The sequence below is a fragment of the Macrococcus hajekii genome (genome assembly GCF_004359505.1).
GTDB classification, from domain to species: Bacteria; Bacillota; Bacilli; order Staphylococcales; family Staphylococcaceae; genus Macrococcus; species Macrococcus hajekii.
In genome coordinates this window covers 433,687-456,592 of sequence record NZ_SCWE01000001.1, presented here as the reverse complement: position 1 = coordinate 456,592, position 22,906 = coordinate 433,687, and the positions used below count along the sequence as shown (strand labels likewise).

Annotated in this window: 26 protein-coding genes and 1 riboswitch; of the genes, 3 read left to right on the top strand and 23 right to left on the bottom strand. The window is 40.5% G+C overall.

Going from position 1 to position 22,906, the window contains the following annotated elements; all coding sequences use genetic code 11:
- Positions 1 to 71 precede the first annotated feature (71 nt).
- From ERX37_RS02525 to cmk, 7 genes are all read right to left on the bottom strand, one after another.
- The gene (locus ERX37_RS02525) at positions 72 to 344 is read right to left on the bottom strand and encodes an HU family DNA-binding protein (RefSeq protein ID WP_133429068.1); all 273 of its coding nucleotides are present in this window, start codon (positions 342 to 344) and stop codon (positions 72 to 74) included.
- Between the two features lie 104 nt (positions 345 to 448).
- Positions 449 to 1,171 carry a hypothetical protein gene (locus ERX37_RS02520; RefSeq protein ID WP_133429067.1) on the bottom strand — a complete coding sequence of 241 codons (723 nt, stop codon included), beginning with the start codon at positions 1,169 to 1,171 and terminating at the stop codon, positions 449 to 451.
- A complete protein-coding gene (locus tag ERX37_RS02515) occupies positions 1,164 to 1,370 on the bottom strand; it encodes a DUF2768 domain-containing protein (RefSeq protein WP_133429066.1) in 207 nt (68 codons plus the stop codon). Before ERX37_RS02515 ends, ERX37_RS02520 begins: the two co-directional genes overlap by 8 nt.
- Before the next feature lie 9 nt (positions 1,371 to 1,379).
- Complete coding sequence (locus ERX37_RS02510; protein ID WP_133429065.1) at positions 1,380 to 2,378, bottom strand: NAD(P)H-dependent glycerol-3-phosphate dehydrogenase; 999 nt, start codon at positions 2,376 to 2,378, stop codon at positions 1,380 to 1,382.
- Positions 2,379 to 2,390: 12 nt separating this feature from the next.
- Positions 2,391 to 3,701 (bottom strand): ribosome biogenesis GTPase Der, encoded by a 1,311-nt coding sequence (gene der, locus ERX37_RS02505; RefSeq protein WP_133429064.1) that lies wholly within the window; start codon positions 3,699 to 3,701, stop codon positions 2,391 to 2,393.
- 102 nt (positions 3,702 to 3,803) lie between these two features.
- Positions 3,804 to 4,958, bottom strand: coding sequence for a 30S ribosomal protein S1 (gene rpsA / locus ERX37_RS02500; RefSeq protein ID WP_133429063.1), 1,155 nt, complete (start codon positions 4,956 to 4,958; stop codon positions 3,804 to 3,806).
- Between the two features lie 77 nt (positions 4,959 to 5,035).
- Complete coding sequence (cmk, locus tag ERX37_RS02495) at positions 5,036 to 5,689, bottom strand: (d)CMP kinase (RefSeq protein ID WP_133429062.1); 654 nt, start codon at positions 5,687 to 5,689, stop codon at positions 5,036 to 5,038.
- Between the two features lie 63 nt (positions 5,690 to 5,752).
- Between cmk and ERX37_RS02490 the strand changes: the two genes are divergently transcribed.
- The gene (locus ERX37_RS02490; protein WP_133429061.1) at positions 5,753 to 6,718 is read left to right on the top strand and encodes an asparaginase; all 966 of its coding nucleotides are present in this window, start codon (positions 5,753 to 5,755) and stop codon (positions 6,716 to 6,718) included.
- Between the two features lie 19 nt (positions 6,719 to 6,737).
- Here the strand turns inward: ERX37_RS02490 and ERX37_RS02485 are convergent, their stop codons facing one another.
- From ERX37_RS02485 to ERX37_RS02465, 5 genes are all read right to left on the bottom strand, one after another.
- Entirely contained in the window at positions 6,738 to 7,715 is a 978-nt protein-coding gene (locus tag ERX37_RS02485) for a YpdA family putative bacillithiol disulfide reductase (RefSeq protein ID WP_133429060.1), read from the bottom strand.
- Between the two features lie 45 nt (positions 7,716 to 7,760).
- Positions 7,761 to 8,405, bottom strand: coding sequence for a CBS domain-containing protein (locus tag ERX37_RS02480; protein WP_133429059.1), 645 nt, complete (start codon positions 8,403 to 8,405; stop codon positions 7,761 to 7,763).
- A 24-nt stretch (positions 8,406 to 8,429) separates the two neighbouring features.
- On the bottom strand, positions 8,430 to 9,410 hold the full coding sequence (locus ERX37_RS02475) for a LysM peptidoglycan-binding domain-containing protein (protein WP_133429058.1): 981 nt from the start codon (positions 9,408 to 9,410) through the stop codon (positions 8,430 to 8,432).
- Between the two features lie 75 nt (positions 9,411 to 9,485).
- A complete protein-coding gene (locus ERX37_RS02470; RefSeq protein WP_165981946.1) occupies positions 9,486 to 10,832 on the bottom strand; it encodes a RecQ family ATP-dependent DNA helicase in 1,347 nt (448 codons plus the stop codon).
- Positions 10,829 to 11,722 (bottom strand): helix-turn-helix domain-containing protein, encoded by an 894-nt coding sequence (locus ERX37_RS02465; protein ID WP_165981945.1) that lies wholly within the window; start codon positions 11,720 to 11,722, stop codon positions 10,829 to 10,831. Before ERX37_RS02465 ends, ERX37_RS02470 begins: the two co-directional genes overlap by 4 nt.
- A gap of 125 nt (positions 11,723 to 11,847) precedes the next feature.
- On the opposite strand from ERX37_RS02465, the gene ERX37_RS02460 reads away from it, so the two are divergent.
- Positions 11,848 to 12,072, top strand: a complete 225-nt coding sequence (locus tag ERX37_RS02460; RefSeq protein WP_133429656.1) for a ferredoxin — start codon at positions 11,848 to 11,850, stop codon at positions 12,070 to 12,072.
- 206 nt (positions 12,073 to 12,278) lie between these two features.
- Here ERX37_RS02460 and ERX37_RS02455 read toward each other — a convergent pair whose 3' ends face one another.
- From ERX37_RS02455 to ERX37_RS02405, 11 genes are all read right to left on the bottom strand, one after another.
- Positions 12,279 to 12,503 carry a sulfurtransferase TusA family protein gene (locus tag ERX37_RS02455; RefSeq protein ID WP_133429055.1) on the bottom strand — a complete coding sequence of 75 codons (225 nt, stop codon included), beginning with the start codon at positions 12,501 to 12,503 and terminating at the stop codon, positions 12,279 to 12,281.
- Positions 12,504 to 12,515: 12 nt separating this feature from the next.
- Positions 12,516 to 13,571, bottom strand: a complete 1,056-nt coding sequence (locus ERX37_RS02450; protein ID WP_133429054.1) for a YeeE/YedE family protein — start codon at positions 13,569 to 13,571, stop codon at positions 12,516 to 12,518.
- Positions 13,572 to 13,682: 111 nt separating this feature from the next.
- Complete coding sequence (locus tag ERX37_RS02445; RefSeq protein WP_229713167.1) at positions 13,683 to 14,219, bottom strand: ECF transporter S component; 537 nt, start codon at positions 14,217 to 14,219, stop codon at positions 13,683 to 13,685.
- A gap of 83 nt (positions 14,220 to 14,302) precedes the next feature.
- Positions 14,303 to 14,423, bottom strand: a riboswitch (FMN riboswitch).
- 56 nt (positions 14,424 to 14,479) lie between these two features.
- Positions 14,480 to 16,207, bottom strand: a complete 1,728-nt coding sequence (locus ERX37_RS02440; protein WP_133429052.1) for an ATP-binding protein — start codon at positions 16,205 to 16,207, stop codon at positions 14,480 to 14,482.
- The gene (locus ERX37_RS02435) at positions 16,207 to 16,914 is read right to left on the bottom strand and encodes a response regulator transcription factor (RefSeq protein WP_133429051.1); all 708 of its coding nucleotides are present in this window, start codon (positions 16,912 to 16,914) and stop codon (positions 16,207 to 16,209) included. The genes ERX37_RS02440 and ERX37_RS02435 overlap by 1 nt, the downstream gene beginning before the upstream one ends.
- A 12-nt stretch (positions 16,915 to 16,926) precedes the next feature.
- Positions 16,927 to 18,129, bottom strand: coding sequence for a c-type cytochrome biogenesis protein CcsB (gene ccsB / locus ERX37_RS02430; protein ID WP_133429050.1), 1,203 nt, complete (start codon positions 18,127 to 18,129; stop codon positions 16,927 to 16,929).
- On the bottom strand, positions 18,129 to 19,742 hold the full coding sequence (resB, locus tag ERX37_RS02425; RefSeq protein ID WP_133429049.1) for a cytochrome c biogenesis protein ResB: 1,614 nt from the start codon (positions 19,740 to 19,742) through the stop codon (positions 18,129 to 18,131). Before resB ends, ccsB begins: the two co-directional genes overlap by 1 nt.
- 4 nt (positions 19,743 to 19,746) lie before the next feature.
- Positions 19,747 to 20,280, bottom strand: a complete 534-nt coding sequence (resA, locus tag ERX37_RS02420) for a thiol-disulfide oxidoreductase ResA (protein ID WP_133429048.1) — start codon at positions 20,278 to 20,280, stop codon at positions 19,747 to 19,749.
- A gap of 77 nt (positions 20,281 to 20,357) precedes the next feature.
- Positions 20,358 to 21,095: a pseudouridine synthase gene (locus tag ERX37_RS02415; RefSeq protein ID WP_133429047.1), complete on the bottom strand. Its 738-nt coding sequence runs from the start codon at positions 21,093 to 21,095 to the stop codon at positions 20,358 to 20,360.
- A gap of 1 nt (position 21,096) precedes the next feature.
- Positions 21,097 to 21,633, bottom strand: a complete 537-nt coding sequence (gene scpB, locus ERX37_RS02410) for an SMC-Scp complex subunit ScpB (RefSeq protein ID WP_133429046.1) — start codon at positions 21,631 to 21,633, stop codon at positions 21,097 to 21,099.
- A 1-nt stretch (position 21,634) separates the two neighbouring features.
- The gene (locus ERX37_RS02405; RefSeq protein ID WP_133429655.1) at positions 21,635 to 22,336 is read right to left on the bottom strand and encodes a segregation and condensation protein A; all 702 of its coding nucleotides are present in this window, start codon (positions 22,334 to 22,336) and stop codon (positions 21,635 to 21,637) included.
- A gap of 27 nt (positions 22,337 to 22,363) precedes the next feature.
- Between ERX37_RS02405 and ERX37_RS02400 the strand changes: the two genes are divergently transcribed.
- Positions 22,364 to 22,885, top strand: a complete 522-nt coding sequence (locus tag ERX37_RS02400; RefSeq protein ID WP_133429045.1) for a DUF309 domain-containing protein — start codon at positions 22,364 to 22,366, stop codon at positions 22,883 to 22,885.
- Positions 22,886 to 22,906 lie beyond the last annotated feature (21 nt).

The window sequence follows — 22,906 nt, the reverse complement described above, 5'->3', positions numbered from 1 at the left end:
AAAATGTCATCAATAAACTAAAAAGACAATAAAAAAAGAGGTCCTGGAAACAGGACCTGCCTTCTATTACATTATTTTACTGCGTCTTTTAATGCTTTACCTGCTTTGAATGCTGGAACTTTGCTTGCAGGAATGTCGATTTCCTTACCTGTTTGTGGGTTACGACCCTTACGAGCTGCACGTTCACGAACTTCGAAGTTACCAAAACCAATCAGTTGAACTTTATCTCCATTTGATAAAGATTTTTGAATTGATTCAAAAACAGCATCAACAGCAAGACCTGCTTCTTTCTTAGTCAAGTTAGCACTTTCAGAAACCGCATTGATTAAATCTGTTTTATTCATGTCAATTCACCTCCCCTAAGGTTATGTAATGATAAATGAATATCATTCTGTTATGACTTTAACACACTAAACGTTGATACTGCAACGTTTTATGTCGTGTTTCATCAATTTTTATTATGCTGAGCATTCGATCTGAAGATAGGCTCATTCTTTTCATTGACAGTGTAAGGTACACTATATGCCGGAAGGATCGGAGAATCCTGATACAGTATAGGTCGGATATCTTCGCCTTCTTTAGGTTTAAGGCCTTTCTTCTTAATGGCATTGCCGAGATCCTGCTTATAATCAATCACTAAATCATTGCCACCATTAACATAGACAGGGAGCGCTTCACCGCTATAAGGACTTGTCACAGTCGGATAATCATCCAGACCATATTTCTTATAGGCGATTTTATAGACGTTCGGTCCAATTTTCTCGCCAAGCGGTAATGTTCTATCCTGAATATTAAGACGAATTCTTAAATCCTTTAAAACTTCAGCTGTACGCAGGTCAACGAGTTTGACAGTCGGATTCTGCTCTACATCCATCAGAACATATTGATAGTAGCCCCCTTTTTCAAACGATGAACCAGGGAGTTCAGATAAATATCTCGGCTGCAGTTTATCAAAATCAACCGGATGCTTCACATAGATATCATAAGATTGATCGCGGTCCTTGATAGGTAATAGCCCTTCATTTTCCTTTTGATACTGGTCGACTGCTGTCTGTACCATATTAAGCTGATCAAGAGGTGCCACCTGATTCTCTGCTCGTTCATTCTGCGGATAAAAACAGCCTGATAGGAAGAGGACAGGTATCGCTAAAAGCAGCAGTCTTTTAAGCATGACTGGAACCTCCTAAAACGATGACCATCAGCAGCCCGCTCAATATAAGAGAGCCATAAGCCAGCAGTGATAATACAATCGAAAGAGGACGATTGCTCACTTTAAAGCGTGCGACATAAATCAGTCCCATGGCCAGAAGCATAAGACCTAATGAGTAAAAGGAGACCCACATTAAATCCATTCGAGTAATATTAAACATTTATTTCACCTATTCATTTGTTTTTTGACGATTCATGAGTACTCTTACATTCTGTTCAACAGGTCCTCCGTTGAACAGAACATCATACAACGCATGAGTTATCGGCATTTCAACTTCATAGGCACGAGACATCTCGTATGCCGCCTGAGTCGTTCTGACCCCTTCTACGACCATGCCCATACTGTCGAGTGCCTGTTGAAGCGAAAGACCTTTTCCAAGCATCTCTCCACAGCGCCAGTTACGTGAATGTACTGAAGTACAGGTAACGATCAGATCACCGAGTCCTGCCATACCTAGATAGGTCATAGGATCAGCGCCCATTTTAACACCAAGTCTTGTAATTTCAGCAAGACCACGTGTCATAAGTGCTGCTTTTGCATTATCACCATAACCCAGGCCATCGCTTAAACCTGCAGCCAGGGCAATGATATTTTTCAATGCTCCGCCAATTTCAACACCAATCAGATCATCGTTTGTATAAACCCTGAAATAATCACACATAAATAAATCCTGGCCGAGCTGGCGAACCTCTTTATCATGTGAAGCAATGGCTACAGTTGTCGGCTGTCTCCGTGCCACTTCTTCTGCATGACTGGGTCCACTGAGAACGCCCACACCTTGTAGATGATCTGCAGCCATTACTTCCTCAATAATTTCTGAGATTCTTTTAAATGTCTTCGGCTCCAGTCCTTTTGAAACGTGGATAATCGTTTTAGGTCCTGTCGTCACTTGATCGATCTGCTGACATATCTCCCTGATACCTTTAGTCGGTACAGCAAGAATGAGGATATCTGCATGGTTTACAGCAGATTCAATAGAGGTTGTAGCAGTCATTCTGTCACTCAGTATGATGTCAGGCAGATATTCCGGATTCTGTTTGTCCTGCGTAAGTGACTCAGCGACAGTATGATTTCTTCCCCACATCAGTACATCATGACCGTTATCCAAAAGAACATTGGCCAGGGCAGTGCCCCAGCTTCCTGTGCCAAGTACACTGATTGCTGTCATGAATAAAACCTCCTAGTTACGTTTTCTCGTAATGAGATGAATCGGCGTTCCTTCAAATCCGAATGCATCTCGAATTCTGTTTTCCAGGAAACGCTTATAAGAAAAGTGCATCATATCAACATCATTAACGAAGACGACAAATGTCGGCGGTTCTATTGCGACTTGTGTCGTATAGAAAATATTCAGTCGGCTGCCATTATCAGTAGGCGTCGGATTCATTGCCACTGCATCTGTAATCACTTCATTCAGTGTACTGCTCTGAACGCGTTTCTTATGGTTTTCACTCGCCATATTGATCAATGGGAATAATGTCTTGAGACGTTGTCCCTTCAGTGCTGAAACGAAAGCCACCGGTGCATAGTCAAGAAACTGGAAATGAGCGCGAATATTATCCTCGAACTTTTTCATGGTCTTCGAGTCTTTATCCACTGTATCCCATTTATTGACCACAATAATGACGGCTTTACCTGCTTCATGAGCGTATCCGGCAATCTTCTTGTCCTGTTCAATAATACCCTCTTCAGCATCTATGACGACTAAGACGACATTTGAGCGCTCAATGGCACGTAAAGCACGCAGCACTGAATAACGTTCAGTCGATTCGTAGACCTTCCCTTTCTTACGCATACCCGCAGTATCGATCATGACATAGTCTTGATCATCATAGCTGTATAATGTATCAATCGCATCACGCGTTGTTCCAGCGATATCTGAGACAATAACACGTTCTTCGCCGAGAATACTGTTGATTAAACTGGATTTACCCACATTCGGTCTGCCAATAAGGCTGAATCTGACAACATCATCATCATATTCATCTTCTTCTTGTTCTGGAAAATGTTTACTCGCTTCATCAAGTAAATCACCCAGTCCAAGTCCATGTGAACCCGAAATAGGGAATGGTTCTCCCATACCAAGGGAATAAAACTCATAGATATCTGCCCGCATCTCAGGATTATCCACTTTGTTGACAGCGAGTACAACAGGCTTGCTGGATTTAAAGAGCAGTTTGGCAACAAACTCATCGTCATTGGTCATACCGTCACGCCCATTCACCATAAATATAATGACATCTGCTTCATCGATTGCGATTTCTGCCTGTGCACGGATCTGTTCCTGGAACGGCTCGTCGCCCAGCTCAATTCCACCTGTATCAATGATATTAAATTCATGTGTCAGCCATTCACCGCTGGAGTAAATACGGTCCCGCGTCACACCGGGCGTGTCTTCAACGATGGATACACGCTCCCCGATAATTCTATTAAAGATCGTCGATTTACCGACATTGGGTCTTCCGACGATTGCTATTGTTGGTTTAGTCAATTTTTTCTTCCTCTCACTATAATATCTTCACCATTTTAACACACCTTGATTTTTTGTCATAATTAAAAAAGTAACGCCGAAGCGTTACTTAAGGTTGTTATATTATAATTTTAAGTTTTTGAATTTGTCGCCGAATACATCACCAAGTGTTGGTGCATCTTCGTTTGAAGAAGTATCAAGGTATGAAGAATCGAAGTCCTGACCTTGTTCTTCAGTTGCTTTAATTGATAAAGCAATACGTTGTTCTTCTTTATTGATATCAAGAATTTTTACTTTTATTGTTTGACCTGGCTCAAGCACTTCATTCGGGCTGCCGATATGCTCATGGCTGATCTGTGAAATATGGACAAGACCTTGAAGACCTTTGGCAATCTCAACAAATGCACCGAAGTTAGCAAGACGCATTACTTTACCGTCAACGATGTCACCGACTTTGAACTTCTCATCGATTGTTTCAAACGGCCCTGGTAAAGCATCTTTGATTGATAATGAAATACGTTCTGCTTCAGTATCAACACTTAAGATTTTCACTTTAACTTCTTGACCGATTTCAAGCGCATCTTCAACTTTTTCAAGACGATCATGTGTGATTTGTGAGATGTGAACGAGTCCATCAACTCCGCCGATATTAACGAACGCACCGAAGCTTGTAATACGTGCTACTTTACCTTCGATGATTGAACCTACTTCCAAGTTCTGAAGTGTTTCAGCACGTTTAAATTTGTTAGCTTCTTCTTCAATCGCGCGGTGGTTTAAGATGACACGATTTTTCTCTTGATCGAGTTCCTCAATTTTAAGTGTTAATTGACGACCTTGATAGTCTGAGAAATCCTCGATATATTCTGTTGAAATCAGTGAAGCTGGGATGAAGCCACGAAGACCTACATCAACAACAAGTCCGCCTTTAACAACTTCCTTAACTTCCGCTTCAATTGTTTCATTGTTTTCAAATTTTTCTTTTAAGCTTTCGTATGATTGGGATTCATCAAGCTGTCTTTTTGAAAGGATGTAGTGACCATCCTCTTCCTTGTCTTCAATTTTCGTAACGAATGCTTCAATTTCATCGCCAACAGATACTGCTTCTTCTGCTTTATCGATATGAAGACTTGTTAACTGGCTGATCGGAATGATCCCATCAAATTTAGCACCTTCAATAAACACAATCACGTGCTTATCTTCGATTTTTTGTACTGTTCCTTTGATTTTATCGCCTTCTTGAATCTCAGTAATCATGTTTTCGTTAAATTCTTCAGTCATAGTTATATCCTCCTAAATTGTAAAAGCTCTTTATCTAACGTTCTTATAATACCCTGAAAAAGTCAAGAAATTCGTCTTTAAGCTAATTTTTCAGCTGCAAGCTTCAAAATTTCTTCTGTCACCTCTTCAATCGTCTGTCCAGTCGTATCGATTTCAATCGCATCTTCTGCTTTAGTCAGTGGTGAAATATCGCGAGTCATATCGAGATGATCGCGATGTGCAATATCAGCTTTCAACTGTTCAACTGAGCTCTCAATACCTCTTGCTTCATTATCCAGCTGACGTCGCATCGCCCGTTCATCAACTGATGCAATCATATAAACCTTCAGTTCCGCATCTGGAATGACCGTTGTGCCGATATCTCTGCCGTCCATGACTACGCCCTTATCTTCAGTGAGCTGCTGCTGGAGATTGACGAGAAAACGTCTGACAGCCGGGTCGCTTGCAACAAATGATACATTTTCAGTCACGTCATTTTCTCTCAAGCGATCGGTGACATCTTTTTCGTTCAGTATGACACGCTGGCCGTTCTCCGCAAGCAACCGGATATGGATGCCAGACAGCAATTCATTCAGATCAGGACGATCAGCTTCTAAATAGGCTAATGTAATTGCACGATACATAGCCCCTGTATCGACGTAGACCATATCAAGTGCTGAAGCAACTCTTTTGGCGATTGTACTTTTACCGGCCGCTGCCGGGCCATCTATCGCAATATTTATTTTATTCATTATTTTACCTGCCTTGTTGTTTAATCATTAATATCTTATCATATAAGAATAAAGGAGGCACATATGAAAAAATTACTTGTCTTACATACCGGCGGCACCATCAGCATGTCAGAGAATACTGAGGGTCACGTCACCACTAATGAAATCAATCCAGTTTCTGATAGCAGCGCAGTAAAAAACCTTGCTGATATTACTGAACTCAACCCCTTCCAGGTACCCTCTCCTCATATGACTCTGCACCATATGAATGCACTCAGAAAAATTATTATCGAACAGATCAACAACGATAATTATGAAGGTATTGTCATTACACACGGAACTGATACGTTAGAGGAAACGGCATACTTTCTTGACCTGACTCTCAATGTCAGCATACCGGTTATCCTGACAGGTGCCATGCGCTCGTCTAACGAGATTGGTGCTGATGGACTCTATAACTATATCGCGGCTATTCGTACAGCATGTGATGAGCATTCCAAAGGTAAGGGTGTACTTGTCGTCTTCAATGATGAAATTCATAGTGCAACAAATGTCACTAAAACGCACACTTCAAACACCAGTACTTTCCAGAGCCCAAATTACGGACCGCTCGGTATTATTACGAAAAACAATATCTATTTTCATCATCTTCCTGTCAACAATCGTCCGCTTGTCAAAGTGGATGAAAAAATTAAAGTTGGTTTACTCACTGCTCATAGTGATCTGGATGCTGAATTACTCGAATTTTTCCTTGATCATCACTATGATGGTGTAGTTATCGAGGCACTCGGACAAGGCAATCTGCCACCTAGTGCACTGCCTGGCCTTGACCGCTTACTAAATGCCGGCATTCCTATCGTTCTTGTCTCACGCTGTTTCAATGGTATTGTCAGCAATAATTATCAATATGAAGGCGGCGGCTATGAACTCGGTGAAAAAGGTGTTATCTTCTCAAATGGCCTTAACGGACAGAAAGCACGTCTTAAACTCATCGTCGGTCTCAGCAATCAACTGGAAACCGTTCAACTGAAAGAATATTTCAGAAAATAAATAAGGTGGCCCAGCCACCTTATTTTTTATGTTTATCTTTCATGATCTTATCAGCGATAAGCCCTCCATGAAATTTGCCGTTTTCAATAAAAATCGAGTTCGCATCATTTCCCGCTGCAATAACCCCTGCAATAAATAGATCCGGTACATTCGTTTCCATTGTTTCAGGATTATATCGAGGTGCCGTACCAAACTCAGTGGTCATAATTTCGATCCCCATCGATTTAAGAAAATGATAATCCGGATGATAGCCGATCATGGCAAAAACATCATCATTTTCAATCGTCCGGGCTTCTCCTTCAACCGCAAATGTCACAGTAGTATCAGTGATTTCCTGGAGTTCAGCATTGAAATACATTTTAATTTTTTCATTTCTGACTAGACCATCAAATACAGGCAGAATCCAGGGTTTGACACTTTTTGAATACTCAGAACCTCTGTATATTACTGTCACTTCTGCACCTGCTTTTTCGAGCTCCATTGCTGCATCAACAGCAGAATTTTTCCCACCTATCACTAGAACTTTTTTATTGAAATAAGGATGTGCCTCTTTAAAGTAATGATGAACTTTATCAAGTGAATCGCCTGGTATATCGAGCTTATTAGGCTGACCATAATAGCCTGTTGCAACAGTCAGATAGGATGACTGATAAATATCCCGGTCTGTCGTAATAATAAAATGCTCACCTTCTGTTACTGCTTTAAGAACCGTTTCCCGCGTATTAATTTGAAGGTCATGATGTTTGACCACTTCTCTATAATAAACCAGCGCCTGATTTCTTCTCGGTTTATGTTCCTCTACAATAAACGGTACATCACCGATACTCAGTTTATCGCTGGAAGAGAAAAAGGTTTGATGGGTCGGATAATTATAAATCGCCTCTACAACATTGCCCTTTTCAATAATCAATGTCTCAATACCTTTTTTCTGCTGTTCGATAGCGGCTGACAGTCCGCAAGGCCCTGCACCGATTATAATGCTTTCAATATACTTCATTTTTATCACCTTTCTAAAAAAAAGAAGCTCAAATGAGCCCCTTCTTTAATCTTGCTGAATATCCAATACTTTGAAACCATTTTTTGAAAGATATTTTGTAAATTTCGCAATCACTTTCTCATCATGGTCTTCAACCTTAACTATCATACGTCGATGCATCTTATCTGTCTCATCAAAAGTAACAAAAGAAATCGCGTTTAATTTGTATTTCTGCAGCGCTAACGCCAGGCGTTTAATACGACCTTCAGCATCAATAGAAGTAATCGCAATTCTTGTTCCCGATTTATTCATGCCGAACGCGCTCTTGAATTGTTCCATTACATCAAAACGTGTCACTACACCGAGAAATTCATTGTGCCGGTTGACAATACTTAAAATCGGAAAATCCTGCAGACTCAAAAATGATTCTTCAAATAATGAATCATCTTGAACGCTAAATTCATCAAGCGCAAGGATATCCTTGATAAAAGTTTGTTCGATAAATTCATCACGAGTTTGCTGGTTTTTCTTGAAAAAGAAATGTCTGAAAATGTTATAACGTGTTGCCGTTCCGTGATAAACACCATCGCTCACAACTGGCATCCCATCAATACCATGATGCTCGAGTTTATCAAGTACAGATTTGACAGTATCATTCGGATTAGCGATATAACATTTTTCCTTTGGAATCATAATCGTTTTTAAATACATAATGCGCATCCCCCTTGATGTTGATTATTTCGGAATTACAAGTTCCTGCCCGATTGATAAAGTATTGCCATTCAGTCCGTTAGCCTGACGGATTTTTTCAACGTTTGCAGGTGTACCGCTGCCATAATAACGAATTGCAATACGGTAGAGGTTTTCATTAGCACCTACAGTATGTGTTGTTCCGCCTCTAGTTGCTGTTGGTGCTTCCGTTGTTGCCTGTTCAGCTGTTGGCGTTTCTGTTGTTGCCTGTTCAGCTGTTGGCGTTTCTGTTGTTGCCTGTTCAGCTGTTGGCGTTTCTGTTGTTGCCTGTTCAGCTGTTGGTGCTTCCGTTGTTGCTTGTTCAGCTGTTGGCGTTTCTGTTGTTGTCGTTTCTGTTGTTGTCGTTTCAGTTGTTACCGCTTCTGTCGTTGTTTTTTCAGCCGCTGGAACTTCTGTTGTTGCTGCTTCTGTTGTTACCTTTTCAGTTGTCGCTTCTTCTGTTGTTGCTGTTTTTTCTGAACCATTTTTATCATTGTCATCTTTATTGCCGAAATACATAAATAATAAGAATAAAAGCGGGATAAGAATTAAAAGCCCCGCAAGAAGAGGTAACCATTTATTGCCCTTCTCTTCTTTTCTCTCTTCATCTACATGATGTACTTCAGGTTCTCCGTCACCCGCTGCATATGTTGTAGATTTCACTTCACCAGCTGCAGCAGGTTTCTCGATATCACCATGTGTAACAGCAGCAGTGCCAGCAGCAGCCGCGCCTGCTCCAGCAGCTGCTCCTTTTCTACGACGTTTTTTCTTTGATTTCTCTTCTGTTTCTTCGACTGATTCTTCACGACGTCTACGTTCTGCTGAACGACTACGTCTTGATACACCACGTTTCGGGAAATCGTCTTCTTCAATGTGACCAGAAAAATCTTCTCCCTCAAATACTAAATCTTCATTCTTCAAGTCATCCTGTCTTTCTACTGGCTGCTTACTTTTTTCAAACTCATCTTTAAAATTGTCTTTTGCCATTTTTACACCTACTTCATTTTAATTTATTTTAATATATCATTTATTATAGACAACAATAAAGCGAATAGTAAAGGACTATAGATTAAATAATGCATTAATATAGCCTTTCATATCGTCGCATATCTTTGGTATGTCCATTTTTTCAAACTGAAAGGTCCGCTTGCCCCAACAAAACTGACAATAACCGCATGGAGCATCTGCATGATAAAGCTGTGCACCTAGACATTGACTGGCATTGCCATATTCAGCCATCTGCATAAGCGCTTGTTTTTTTGACTGATATTCACGATCGATAATATAGCGCAGCTGCTGTTCTGAAAAAAGTGAAGTTAAAATTTGAAGCTGCTCCTTTTTTTCTTCCGGCAGCAGTGCACCATTTAAATAACTGTTGAGATCCGCTTCTGATAAGCTATCTTCCTGCAGAAATCGATAACTTCGGTATATATCTTCCTCGTCGAACAATAGTAACGCATGTGCCTGCAGACCATCGCGCCCTGCCCTACCAATCTCCTGGACATATTGCATTTTAGATTTCGGCACATGATAATGAATAACTGTACGAATATTCTTTTTATTGATGCCCATACCAAATGCACTTGTCGCACAGACATATTGAATTCTATCATTGTAAAATGCAGTCTGTACCGTCATGCGTTCCTCATAGGTCATATCTGCATGATAAGTCATGCCACTGAATTTTTCAGCAAGTTTATGATGGATATCGTCACATATTTTTTTAGATGAAAAATAAATAATGACAGGTCCTGCATCATCAAGCAGTGATTCAATATATTTAAGTTTATCCTGCTGAAACTCGACACTTAAAAAAATATTACTGCGTTCCGTCCGTTCATCAATCACTTTTAATTCTCTCTTCAATAAATGCAGGATATCAGTAATAATTTTCTCATCGGCTGTTGCAGTCAGGGCGATCACCTGATTATCTTCCTTTAGAATTTCATGCAGTAACAGATAATGAGGCCGAAAATCAAAGCCCCATTCTGAAATACAGTGTGCTTCATCGATGACAACATGAGTGAACATTATCTGATCAATAAGTCCCTTCGCCTGCTCGGTTGCCAGCCATTCAGGTGAACAAAAGATAAACTGGTAGTCATGCAGGCTGTTTAAAATCATCCTTTTCTCTCTAATGTCAAGATAACTATGAATACAGGCCGCTTTTAATCTGAGTCGTTTGAGTTCTGCAACCTGGTCCTCCATCAAAGAAATAAGCGGTGTAATCACTAATGCCTTGCCACCTGATAAAATGACGGGCAGCTGATAACAAAGAGACTTCCCGCCTCCTGTCGGCATAAGGGCCAGCACATCTTCTCCAGTCATAATGACATCTATAATCACTTGCTGACTCGGTCTCAGCTCACTAAAACCATATATCTCCTGAAGAGAAGTTTCATAGGTCATTGCTTCACCCCCTTCATCATCAGACATAGACCTAACTTAACCTTAAAGTAGTCATCAATTGCAGAACGTTCAAAATAAGGTTTAAGACGCTGATAACGATGTTCATGGTATAACTGTCTGACCTCTTCAATTTCTTCAGCTGAAATATAGTGATCCACATCGATCCTATAATCCTTGATAATCATTTCAATAATGTGGTCTTCAATCGTATGTGTTTTTACCCCTCTCTTACGGGCAATTCTCTCTATACTCCAGCCCTCCTGCAGCAGCTGCATGGTTTGTTCAGTCGCAAACTGAAGAGGCGCTCTGATATATAATTGACTGAAGTAATTATGGTGGTGGATCAAATGAGTAAGATGATTTAGTTCATGCAGAAGTTTCAGGTTATAGGTTTCAACATCCAGATCATCAGTCATCATTATTTCGTCAGCCCTAAAATGATTCCCTTTTGCATCAGCTAATAATTTATAGCTGAAAGTCTCCAACTCTTCTGACAGTCCGCTATATAATCCTAGCAGTTCTGACTGATAGACCGTCACATCCTTGCCGTTCAATGCGAGCCATTCCTTAACCTGCTGCTGGATAAAAAGCTGGTTGGATACCGGATAAAAATCCCTGATGCCAGCAGAGAACGCAGACATAGACTGTGTGAGTAAACGGAGTGCCTGAAAGGTCATATGACATGAATCATAAAAATAAGGATAGAAGGTCAAGGACTCAGCAGTATCCCCCGTGACAGAAGGGCGGCTATTATAAAAAGGCAGCATGCCCTGCATCATCGCATCAAAAAAAGTTTGATGTGATTTGAATCCGGATAGAATATTATAAAAACTTTTATCCGTCTTCTCTTCAAATTTTCGTTGTTTTGCCTGCTGATAGATTGAATCCATTTTGTCCTCCAGATAATTTATGTTGAAAAATGATGTCTGAATCTCTAAAATAAGTATGTACTGACAGTGTAGCACTTTTAAGTAAGGAGGCGAGTATTTTGGCTGGTAAATATACAATCGTAGATATGGATACATGTATCGCTTGTGGTGCCTGCGGGGCTGCAGCACCTGATATATATGATTATGATGATGAAGGCATTGCATTTGTTATTCTAGATGACAATCAAGGGACACAGGAAGTACCTGAGGAACTGGAAGAAGATATGATTGATGCGTTCGAAGGTTGTCCAACTGACTCTATTAAAGTAGCAGATGAGTCATTTGACGGTGACGCACTTAAATTTGAATAAAAAAGAATCGCGATGAAATGATAAGACTCCTTTCAAGTAGACACGATAAAACGTGACAACTTTGAAGGGAGTTTTTCTATCCATAGAACTAAACTTGCTTTATCATCATTGATCGAATCTCAATAAAAATGGCTGCACTTATTCAAGCGCAGCCTAGTAACTCATTTATTTTTCCTGTCTACTTGTGTTCAGAAGTAGGATTCTTATTATGCCTTCTGTACAGTGATTGTCCATGACGCATCGTCCAGCTGTTCATAATTTGTCACTGGATAATCATTCTCTGCTGCCCAGCCGGGAATGGCTTCCGTTGCCTGGGTACAATCGAAATCAATTTTAAGTTCATCTCCCGGCTCAAGTTCAACCATTTTTTTCTGTGCTTCAATCAATGGAAATGGACAAACCATCCCTACTGTTCCAAGTTCATATAACATAATTTCTCCTCCTTAAACTGAGACAGATGCTTGTGCTTTAAGCTGCTGCATCGGTCTAACAAAAATAAAATAACTCATAAACCAAGTGCCAAGAATTATAAACGCTAAACCAATCCAGCCCTGCCATGACATAGTAGCTGTTGCCACGAGACCGTTACCGATTGAGCAGCCACCTGCCATCGAAGCACCGAAGCCCATAAATACACCACCGATTGCACTGTTTCGAATGGTGATTTTGTCCGGCAGACGCCATTTAAATTCACGAGACCCTTTAGCTGCGATGTATGAACCTACGAAAATACCGATGACAAGGTAAACACCCCAGTCAATCAAAGCTGTGTCACCCGTCATTAAAAATTTAATCAGTTTAGCTGATGGAGTCGTGATACCTAAACCTCCTTCACGTCCTGCCGAGTAACTCATCGGCCATGCGAGAAGTGCAATAAGACCAATAATCACAGCAGCAGTAAAAGTATGATATTTCTTCTCAAACAATACATGGCGGATACCCGTAAACTTCTGTTTAAGCTGTGGTAATGTTTTTTTAGGTTTTCTCATCGTTTTAGTCACCACTATAGCTGTAAAGATTGTCAGAATAACGACTAAAATCCACATCGGAATACCTGTTGTCGCAGACATATCTGAGTTATATACGGTCTTACTGTTCACCGCTTCCATCACAGGTTTAAGAAAGCCGAACTTCGTAACTGCTGAAGTAAACGCATAAAGACATAAAGCAATCCAGCTGCCTATCAACCCTTCGCCTGCACGGTAATACGTTCCTGTAGCGCATCCCCCTGCCAGTATAATACCCATACCAAAAATAAATGAACCGATCATTGTCCCGATGAGCGGGAATGAATCGTAAGAAACTTTAAGAACACCTGTCCAGTTGAGCAGCAATAAGCCCATACTTTGTACAGTAATCGCAATGAGTAGTGCATAGAACATCTTATTACTTCTCTGTACATACATATCTCTGAATCCACCCGTCAGACAGAAACGTGTTCTCTGCATCACAAAGCCTAGTAGGATTCCTACTATCATACCACTAAATAACGTCCACATACGAACCTCCTATAATTCCGATAAGTTTACTATGTCATAGTAAAGTGAAACAGCATTAATTTCAAGCATAGTATTGCTACAAATAAAAAAACTTCCACATAAAGTGGAAGTTTACCTAAATCTTTTTTCAATGACAGGCAGTAGTGGTCTGAATATCAATACAAAAAGTATAGATACAAGCAACCCTTTTATAATATTAAATGGAATGATACCTGCCGTCACAATAGTTTTCAAATTAGTCGTAATATCACTTAAGTTCATAATCATACCGTACATCGGTAATAGAACAAAGTAATTCATGACGCTCATAACGACTGTCATCACTAAAGCACCTGTCAAGAGCGCAAGCCATACATTCTTCTTTTTAAGAAGCGCCACAGTCAGCAAAAAACTTGAGCCTGCTATAAAGTTAGCGATAGGTCCGATTGGATCCGCCGGTGTAACAGCAAAGTTCAATAAGTTTTTGATAAGTTCAATGATTACTGCGCCCGCCGGACCTACTGTAAAAAGTCCAATCAGTGCAGGTAAATCACTGAAATCAATCGTTAAATATGGTGGTAAAAATGGCAACGGAAATTTGAGGAACATCAGCACGAAACTGACAGCACTCAGCATGCTGATTAAAATCAGCTTTTTAGTTCTGTTAATACTGGACATCTTATTCTCCTTACATTCATCAACCGAAAGGAGAAGGCCAAGCACAAAATAAGCACACTTATCTTGTGTTTGGCCTCCATCTTCTCCCATCCAGACTTTACTGTCGGCTTCAGAATTACACTGAATCAGCCACCCTAAGGCAGGTCGCGGGCTATTACCGCCGGTTCGGAATTTCACCGCACCCCGAAGATGAATTATTTATTTTTTAGATTTTACAATCCTTTTTCATATTAGCACATTTATGTACAATTTCAACGATAAGGTATCAAAATAGTGAAGGTTGTACCCTCACCCTTTTTACTTTCTGCAGAAATGGTTCCCCCGTGGGACTCAATAATTGATTTAACGATAAAAAGCCCTAGCCCTGTACCATTTTTTCCTCTTGTTCTCGCCTCGTCCACTTTATAGAAACGATCAAATAAGTGTGGAAGATGCTGTTCATCGATCCCGACACCCGAATCATTCATCTGTATCATCAATGTCTCATGACCCTCTGCCACTATTTCAATACTATCTCCTCTATGAGTATAACGAATAGCATTATCCATCAGATTGGTCAGCACTTGAATCATTTTATCTTCATCAAGATGCCAGTTTAGAGAAGGTGCAGCCTGGATAGTCACCTGTATATCATTCTCCACTATTGCCTGATTAAAGGTTGCTTTGACCTTCAGCAGGAGTGTATGAATATTGACTTCTTTTATTTCCATCCTGACATCTCCAGCATCAAAGCGTGCAACATTCAATAGTTCATTGACAAGTCTGTTCAATCTTTTACTTTCATCCAGAATAATATTCAAAAATTCCTTCTGTTCTTCAGGTGTCTCGACAATATCATCGAGCAGTGCCTCGGTATAGCCCTGCAGCATCTGAATCGGCGTCCGTAATTCATGCGAGACATCTGCTACAAACCGCTTCTTCATTTCATCATTACGATGCTCCTCGGTCATATCGCGTATGAGAGCAACCGCTCCACTTTTATTGTTTAAAGCAGCGCGTCTGACCGGAGAAACAATGACGACGAAAAAGTGATTCTTCGTACTGACTTCAAGCACTTTCGTCATGTTATCTTTCAGTACTTCGTTAAATGTTTGCTGCAACTCATCATGCTGCCCACTATCAATAATATCCAGAAAACGTTCAGCCATTGGATTCATCAGCTGCTGATCAATATCAAGTTCGTAGCTTAATACACCGTCTGCCATCGCATTGATCAGTTTATCGCGTAAATTTCTTTCTGTTTCAATGGAAGCGATATTGCTTCTAATATCAGATTCCATCTTATTGAAAGCAACAGTCAGTTCTCCGATTTCATCCCTTGATGTAGTCTTTACCTTGTCTGAACGCTCACCCCTGGCGACTTGGAATGCTGACTGCTTCAGCATTAGTAACGGTTTCGTTATTTTATTCGAGAGGAAGAAAGCAAATATAGTAGACAGTAAAATAAGCACCAGTGCACTGACTAAAATAATAATGCTGACATACTGAAGGGTCGAACTGATCGAGTTAATATCCTGAAACAGGATGATTGCCCCCTTATCTTCAAAAGCCTGTGACGGGAAGCCCAGCAATATATAACGATGTCTTTCATTCTGATAATTGACATTAATCATTTTAGTGACATGCTTATTCTCTTCAAAGACCGCTTTAAAGCTCGGATTATAGTGAATCTCGTCAACCATGATCTGCTTCAGCTCATCGTAATTATCATCCAGCTGCTTCTTATTTTCTATAATCACGAGTCCCGCTGGATTTTCAATAAGCTCCTTGACGTAATCAATCGCATCTGACTGATTGTGCCTGCTCATTAAAATACTCTCTATTTTATTAGCCTGCTGATACAAGGTTTTCCCTGTCTCTGAGATGAAATATGAATTAAAAAACCCTACTAAAGCAACTGATAATATAATTAAAACTGTCGTTACTATCAAAATGATAGTGAACCACAGTTTAATGACAATACTATTCAGATAATGCATCAGTCTCTGACCTCAAATTTATAGCCCACACCCCAGACAGTATGAATCATCTCAGCAGCTTCAGGCGAAACTTTATTGAGTTTCTCACGTAAACGTTTGACATGAGTATCTACTGTTCTAAGATCTCCGTAAAATTCGTAGTGCCAGACTTCTTTCAGCAGTTGTTCTCGGTCAAATACTTTATCCGGTGACTTTGCAAGGAAAAGCAGCAACTCATATTCCTTAGGAGTCAGACTGACTTCCTTATTGTTCGCTGTCACACGATGTGCATCATTATCAATGACTAATGAATCAAAAACAATGAGGTCTTTTGCATGCGCGTCATTCTGGAAGAACATTGAAGACTGCGAGCGTCTTAAAATTGCTTTGACACGCAGCACAACTTCACGTGGTGAGAACGGTTTGACAATATAGTCATCTGCACCAATCTCAAAACCTTCTACTCTATTGTTCTCCTCACCTTTAGCTGTCAGAATAATGACCGGCGTTGATTTTTCCTCACGGATTCTTTTGCAGACACTGAGGCCATCCATACCTGGAAGCATAATATCCAGCAGAATACAGTGAAAGTTATGACTGAGCGCAAGTTCAAGCGCAGTTTCACCATCTGCTGCTTCTACCGTCTCAAAACCTTCACGTTCGAGATACATTTTAGCCAATTTTCTGATGCGGTCCTCATCGTCAACAATCAATATTTTTTCTTTCATGTCCTCTCCTCCTTATGCGTATGAGTGAAGTCCTGCAATAATCAGATTAACTGCAATCACATTGAACAGGATGATGGCAAGTCCTACCACTGCCAGCCATGCAGACTTTTTACCTTCCCAGCCTCTGCCAAGTCGTAAATGCAGGAAGACAGCATAGAACAGGAAGGTCACAAGTGCCCAGACTTCCTTAGGATCCCAGCCCCAGAATCTGCTCCATGCTATTTGCGCCCAAATACTCGCAAATAATAATCCACCTAATGCAAAGAGCGGAAATCCGATAATGACAGAACGATAACTGATTTCGTCCATCAGTTGTAATGATACTTTATTCGTCAAAGGTTTTACCATTGAGAAAATAGTGCGTCTTGAAATCAATCTGATTAACGCGTATAAGATAGTACCGATAATAATTGACCAGATGACAGTCGTTAATTTCTGCGCATTGAGTACAGGAGGTACTTCGATACCTGTTGAGAAGCGCTCGACTTCTTTCCAGTTATTATTCCCTTCAGGCTCAACTGGAATAGCATCTTTAAATGTCACTAAGGCCGGTAAATGATAGCTTGACACAGCTTCATTACCATTTTTATCAATATAGTAATAATCGTCCTGATAATGCACAATGCCTTTCATAACAATCGTCGTTAAAATAAAGGCAATGACGAGTACAACAAAGTACATCACAACTTCGAGCCAGAAAGCATCTTTTGATTTTTCCTTGCTATCAACGTAACGAAGAAGGTAGATAAGTCCTGCTACTGAACTAACAGATAGAATACCATAAGAAATGGTCACCGTAATAACATGAATGGCAAGCCAGTTACTCTGCAGTGCAGGAATCAGCGGACTGACTTCCCTTGAAAACATGCTGGCATAGACAATGACCAGCATCGCAATCGGTAATGAGAATAATGCTAATATCGGGGTATGATAGATGGCATTGATGACAAGAAAACCACCGACCATCATGATTCCGAACATCGTCAGGAATTCATACATATTGCTGACTGGTGCATGTCCAGCTGCAATCCAGCGCGTGATAAAGTAAATCAGCTGCATCACAAATCCGATAGATGTTAATATAACGGCTATTCTTTCGTAACGGCCGCTTTTCGCTTTAATACTGGCTGAAAAAGGCAGTATTGCGATTAAATAGAGAATAAAGGCTGCATAAAGTGATGTGCTGCTGATATTCAGCCATGTTTCCTGATTCATTATTTTTCCTCCGCTTCATACTTATCTCTGACAGGCTGCTGCTGATTTTCTGTCAGAATCGTATCAAGTTCTTTTTTAAGTCCAAAATAGTTTTTACTCGTATGTGCAGCAAGCTGAGAATCGTTAATCCAGATTCTGCGATGATTGATATATGAACCGACTGCCAGACCCGCCAGGAATATACTGAAGCCGGTAAATAATATAGGCAGCGTCAAGTCTTTCTTAACATTCAAATAAGTCATCGTATGATTTTCAGCGCTGACAAATTTAATGGCATACTGATTGTCAGGCGTAATATCCTGTGAAGCCCGAATTTTAATCAAACTATATTCAGGTTTTGCATTTTGTTCATCAACCTCAAAGACAAATGCGGGATTGACTGTATTAGGTGTCTTTGTAGCGAGTGTACCGTTCGCCTCGACCTTATCAAAGTCAGGCGCATAATTCCGCAGTTTTACTGCAATATCGTCTGATACTGTGTAAGTGTCAGCTGGTTCATCAAGATTCACAGTGAACTGCTGCCCCACTTCTTTATGGGTACTCACATCCACTAACTTAAACGTCATCGATTTCAGAAGGCTTTGATCATAACTGTTCTGATAGAGTTCAAAGTGATCAAATTTAAAAGGATGGTTCACACGGATACTGCCTGTATCAACCTGCTTAAGTTCAGGTTGAGCACCCGGTATTGCTTCATTTGTATTCTCGAAGAGCGTCAATTTAGTTTCATAGTTTTTAGCGATTTTATTCATGGAAGCATCAGCTTTCATTGATTCCGTGTTAGATTTTGACGACGCCTCGTAATGTTCCAGTATAAATTGATCATTACGGACATAGTACTGTTTATCAGTCCCTGGAACTGCTTTTGTCTGTCCCTCTATGACAGCAACTGCACCGTCATAATAAAGAGCAGGTACAAATCTCAGCATGCCGCCAGCAAGCAGAATGATCAGCCCTAAATGATTGATATAAGGTCCATAACGGCTGAGACGCCCTTTCTCAGCGAGAAGTGCGTGTCCTTCCCGTCGTACTTTATATCTTTTATTTTCAAGAGATTGCTGGATGGCATCTAAATCAGGCCGCTCAAGCTCAGCAGTCAGCCGCTGACGTTTTAGAAACGTTGGATGTTTTTTGACTGACTGATTGCGCAGAGATTTGAATAATGGCACACCTCTGTCAATACTTGCTGCAATAATTGAAAAGGCAACAAGACCTAGGAGAATAAGAAACCACCACGATGTATAGAGGTTGTCCATACCTAACCTATGATAAAGATAACCGATTGAACCATATTTCTCTCGATAAAAAACCGCCGGATCCTGGTTAGCAGGAATAAAATATTCCTGCGGCATAATGGAACCTAACGCTGCAGCAATAATAGTCAGTACAAGAAGCGTAACCCCTGTTTTCACTGACGCAAAAAAATTCCATATTTTATCGATTAACGTTTTGTTTTTAGTTTTCGAACGGACTGCCGAGCCATCATAGCGCATTAAATCTGTTGTCTTCTTTTTATCATAATCATCGTTGATCAGGCGACCACAGTTCTGACAGAGTTGCGTACCTGGTGGATTATGATGACCACATGTACAAATAACTGTTTTTTTGCTCATCTTTCTACCTCGCAACACTTGTCATATAATTTTCAATCGTTTTACTGTCCATTTCACCTTTATGTACTGCTTTCACATTACCTTCTTTGTCGATGACAACTGTAGTCGGAAGCGGATCAATGCCATATGCATCTGCGACTTCATTATCATTATCATAGGCCACAGGCAAATTGACCTTTTCTTTAAGACCACTGAAAAATTGTTCGACCTGCTGCGGGTCATTTCTCAGATGGATTGCCAGTACTTCAACATTCTGGTCCTTAAACTTATCGTAATTCGCACTCAAGGACGGCATCTCACGTTTACAAGGTTCGCACCACGTGCCCCAGAAGTTGAGGATAAGACCTTTTCCTTTATAGTCGTTCAGGCTGACGGAGCGACCGTCCATCGTCTGAAGTTCAAATGCAGGAGCTGTATCGCCCGGCTTAACTTCTTTATCCTTATCTTTAGTTAATGTTGAATAAACTATAAATCCGATAGCTAAGATAATGAGCAGCATCACAATATACTGGGTCATGCGTTTAGTTTTTTTATTCATTAAATTCCCTCACTCTATACATAATTATGTCTATTATAGCACTCGCTTTCTCTACAATAGTGGCAACTATGTGAATTTTAGGACTGGTTCTGCGCCATATTTCTCATCATTTTAACTTCGTGCGGTGACAACTCTCTTGCATCACCGGCATTGATTCCTTTGAGATTGAGCGGTCCATATTCTATACGAGAGAGCTTCACGACTTCATGGCCAAAGTGAGCAAACATTCTTCTGACTTGGCGATTACGTCCTTCTGATATCGTGATCTCAACAAGCGTAGAGTTTTTATCGCGGTCCTGCGATTTCACTTTAACTTGCGCAGGTGCTGTTTTACCATCGTCAAGCATAATCCCTTTCTCCAGCTGCTTGACTTCTTCACGCAGCAAATAACCTTTCAGCTTGGCAACATATTTTTTCTTGATTTTATAGCGAGGATGAGTCATCTGATTCGCAAATTCTCCGTCATTCGTCAGCAGAAGAAGACCAGATGTCTCGTAGTCCAGACGACCAACCGGAAAAATACGTTCCTTTAATTGAGGGAAGTAATCTGTAACCACAGTTCTGCCTTTATCATCTGAAACACTCGTGATGACTTTAGTCGGTTTATGAAAGAGAATATATACTTTATCCGGATTTTCAAGAGGAATCCCTTCTACTTCAATACGGTCAGAAGGTCTGACCTTAGTACCAAGTGTCTTAACGACCTCCCCATTGACTGTTACTCGTCCTTCTTCAATTAAACCTTCTGCCTTACGTCTTGATGTTACACCGCTTCTTGCAATTACTTTCTGTAATCTATCCAGTTGTTCTGCCATGTTATTCTCCTTTGTTATTGAGTGATTGAAAGAATAAATCCATCTCTTCTTTCGTGTCGCTTGTACTATCTTCTGGTAGTTCATCCAGAGATGTTAGTCCGAAAAGCTGCAGGAAATAGTCCGTCGTATACAGCTGCTGACTTCTCGCTTCTGCTGTTTCAACTGTAACCAGTCCTCTTTCGATAAGCGTTCGAACTGGCCCATCTGAATTAACCCCTCTCATCATTTCGATATCACTTCTGGAAACGGGCTGGTTATAGGCGATAATAGCCAGTGTCTCCAGCGATGCTTGAGTGAGCTTTCGCTCCGTCTGCTGTATAACGAGTGCTTCAATATATGGATTGTATACAGGCTTCAATTCAAGGAATATTTTTGTTCCGTATCTTTTGATGCGAAAAACGTCTGAGTCAAATTGATTTAGAAGAGGTTCAACATCATCATGGTTGATTTCAAGTAAACTTTCAACTTTTTCACTCGCAATCCCTTCGTCGCCTGCTGCATAGAGAAGTGCAGTCAATATATTTAATTTATCTGCCATATTATGCACCCTTCCTGATCAGAATCTCTCCGAAAAGTTGAGTCTGCTCAACTTTTATTATTTGATTTTTCATCATTTCAAGTATAGCCATAAATAATGTGACAAGTTGATGCCTGCTTTCTGAGAAAGTGAAGAATTCACTGAAACTGATTTCCTCAGTCTGGCTGAGGCGTTGATTAATCACATCAGTTGCCTGCTGAATCGTGTATTGTTCGCGATTAACCGTTACTTTAACCGGTGCGACTCGTTTTCGTCTATTCTTTGCCTTTTCATATGCTGCAATAAGATCCGTAATATTCATCACCAGTTCACTTTCTTCAGCTTGTTCAAAATGTGACAGATCATCCGGTGCTTTGATGAAGATATGCTTTGATTCGTCCTGCTTTTCTTTAAGCATCATCGCATAGTACTTATAGTTCTGATATTCAATCAATTGCGTGACAAGTTCTTCACGCGGATCTTCAACTGTATCATGACTTGCCGGCAGCAGCATTTTGCTTTTAATGCGCAGCAGTTCACTTGCCATGACAAGATATTCCCCTTGTATATTGATGTCCCAGTTTGACATTGAATTGATATAATGGAGATACTGTCCTGTAAGTGTCTTCATTGAAATATCGTAAATATCGATTTCTAGTTTTTTGATAAGATGCAAAAGGAGATCTAGTGGTCCTTCAAATGCATCGAGCTTCACTTCATACATATAAAATCCTTTCATGGGAGTGTTCTAATGTTAAATGCACTAATAGATTATTATTATTATTTTATGCACGAGCGTCATTATTTTGAGTGTCACGAAGTGATGGAAGAAGCCTGGAAATCTAAACGCCATCATAGCAAATCAGATATTGAAGTCGGACTGGTTCTACTCGCAACAAGTCAGTATCACCAAAGAAGAAACAACCACCGCGGCGCTGCCACCTGCCTTAGAAAAGCGGTAGGCATCCTCACTCAGCATCAAGCAGCATTCCGCTCGATCGGTCTTAAACCATCCATTATGGATTTACTGACACAAATCGATCCAGACCGTGATTATAAACCGCTGACATTGCCACTCACTGATGACATGCTGCTTGCTATCCATTCCAAATATCCAGATTTCGAAGTACGATACAATGCAAATAATGACTGGCTTCATTACCATATGACTCGCGACCGGCAGCCGGTTATTCAGACAAGACTGCAATCAATGCACAATAAACGTCCAGTAGACGATGCCCCAGACAAGGGCAATGATAACGAGCGCAGCTAGTGTCATGTATTTATTCTTCAT